This window comes from Mesorhizobium sp. M2A.F.Ca.ET.039.01.1.1, from assembly GCF_003998035.1.
In the GTDB taxonomy this organism is placed as follows: Bacteria; Pseudomonadota; Alphaproteobacteria; order Rhizobiales; family Rhizobiaceae; genus Mesorhizobium.
Genome location: NZ_RZRY01000880.1, coordinates 1 through 2,218, shown reverse-complemented (window position 1 = coordinate 2,218; position 2,218 = coordinate 1). Strand labels below are relative to the sequence as shown.

General features: G+C 66.1%; 3 protein-coding genes. All 3 read right to left on the bottom strand.

All coding sequences use genetic code 11. The features are described from left to right. Nucleotides 1-973: isopenicillin N synthase family oxygenase (locus EOA24_RS35025; RefSeq protein ID WP_133374789.1), on the bottom strand; the 973-nt coding region annotated here is incomplete at its 3' end. Nucleotides 974-1,137: 164 nt separating this feature from the next. Further along, a complete protein-coding gene (locus EOA24_RS35020; protein WP_126078709.1) occupies nucleotides 1,138-1,794 on the bottom strand; it encodes a methionine ABC transporter permease in 657 nt (218 codons plus the stop codon). Next, on the bottom strand, nucleotides 1,775-2,218 hold a 444-nt coding region (locus EOA24_RS35015), incomplete at its 5' end, for an NIL domain-containing protein (protein ID WP_281059917.1). The genes EOA24_RS35015 and EOA24_RS35020, both read right to left, overlap by 20 nt.

Genomic DNA, 2,218 nt, shown 5'->3' with positions numbered 1-2,218 from the left:
GCGCTACGTCGGGATGTGACCTCAGCCGGCTTTTCAGCACATTGGTTCCGACGTTGCGAAACAGCGGGTTGTCAGGGTCGCTGGCCGGGCCGCGCGCCTCGGCCGCCAGCTCCTCCGGCAGGCCGAGCAGCGGGATAGTCGCGTCGAGCCGGGCGCTGAAGAAGAACGGCACCGAAATCCGCTCGACGCCGGCGGGCGGGGTGACGACGCGGTGCACGGTTGCCCTGAGATAGCCGTTCGAGGCGAGTTCAAGCAGTTCGCCGATGTTGACGACCAGCGTTCGCGGGATCGGGTCGACATCGACCCAGCTGCCGTCATACTCGACCTGCAACCCCTTGTTCTCGTCCTGCAGCAGAAGGGTGAGGAAGCCGCCATCCTTATGCGCGCCGACGCCCTGGTCGTCGCCGGTCGTGTCGCGGCCGGGATAACGCACGATCTTCATGCGGTGGTTCGGCTCGCCGCGATAGATGGCATCGAAGGCGCCCTCCGGCTGGTCGAGCGACAGCGCGAAGGCCTTGAGCAGCCTGATCGCCACATCGGTCGCCTTGGTCTGCCAGGCAAGCAACGCCGGCTTCAGATCGGGGAGCGCGGCCGGCCACTGGTTCGGGCCCTGCAGCCGCGTCCAGGCCGGTACGCCCGGCCCTTGCGCAATGGTCGCGCGTTCGACGCCGATGTCGAGCTGCTCGCGCCAGTCGGCCTTGCCCCTGGTCAGTTCGCCGCCGGCGCGCGTATAGCCGCGGAACTGCGGCGACTTCACCATTTCGATGGCGAGCTTGTCGGCTTCCGGCAAGGCAAAGAAGCCGCGCGCAGCGCCCAGCACCGCGTCGATCTCCGGCTGGGTGATGCCGTGGCCGCTCAGATAGAAGAACCCGACATCGCGGGCGGCGGTGCGTAGATCAAACAAGAAAGTTCGAAGTTCGGATGGACCCTGCTCCAGGCGGTCGAGATCGAGCACCGGAATTATTCTTGGCATGGTCAGGCTCCTGTTGGCGGCAACTCTTTGTTTTAGCTCCCCATCGCACGATGACATGCGTGTCATTGCCGGTGAAGAAACACACCGACCAATCTCATTGCAAACGCAGCATACCGGCGCTCAATTCCCGGCTTTTGCGGCAAATTGCGTTCGGATGCCGCACATCATCCACGATGATCCAGATGAGCGACCAGCCGGTCGCCGATCCACTGGATGCCGCAGACCAGCACGATGAGCACGATGACCACGGCGACCATGACGCTGGTTTCGAAGCGCTGATAGCCGTAGCGGATGGCGAGATCGCCGAGACCGCCGGCGCCGATGGCGCCGGCCATGGCCGAGGCGCCGACCAGCGTCACCAGTGTCACGGTAAAGCCGGCGACGATGCCCGGCAGCGCCTCCGGCACCAGCACCTCGCGGATAATCGTCCAGCGGTTGCCGCCCATGGCGCGCGCCGCCTCGATCAGCCCGTGGTCCACTTCGCGCAGCGACACTTCGGCAATACGCGCGCAATAGGGCGTCGCCGCGATCGACAGCGGCACGATCGCCGCCCAGGTGCCGATCGAGGTGCCGACGATCAGCCGCGTCACCGGGATCAGAGCCACCAGCAGGATGATGAACGGCACCGAACGGAAGCCATTGATAACGGCACCGAGGAGGCGGTTGATCCAAAGACTTTCGGCAATGCCGCCCCGATCGGTGGCGACCAGAGCGAGGCCGAGCGGCAGGCCGAAGACAAGCGAGATCAGACCGGACGCGCCGGTCATCAGCACCGTCTCCCAGATCGAACGAAGCAGGAGTTCAAACAGGACCGGCGACATGGCCAAGCACCTCCACCCGCGCGCCGCGGTTCTTCAGGAAAGCGATAACCGCCGCCAGATGGGCAGCGTCGGCTCCAGGGAGCGCCACGAACAACGTGCCGACCGGCTGCTGCTGCACATGGTCAATGCCGCCATGCACAAGCCGGAACGCGCCGTGCACGCTGGCGCCAAGCTCGGACAGCAGCGGGCGACGCGCCGCCTCGCCGGCGACGTCGATCCGGAGGATCGTTTCCGCCCCTTCGCCCGGAACCAGCCGGCTGGCAATCTCGGGCGGCAGTTGCGGCCGGATGCCGCCGAGCAGGCTGCGGGTGATCTCCGACTTCGGATCGGCGAAGACCTGCCAGACGGCGCCCTCCTCGACGATCCGGCCGGCATCGATCACCGCCACTCGATCGGCGATGGAGCGGATCACCTCCATCTCATG

Excerpts from the sequence above, each read along its gene's own strand:
- EOA24_RS35020 (WP_126078709.1), bottom strand. The coding sequence starts at position 1,794 with ATGTCGCCGGTCCTGTTTGAACTCCTGCTTCGTTCGATCTGGGAGACG.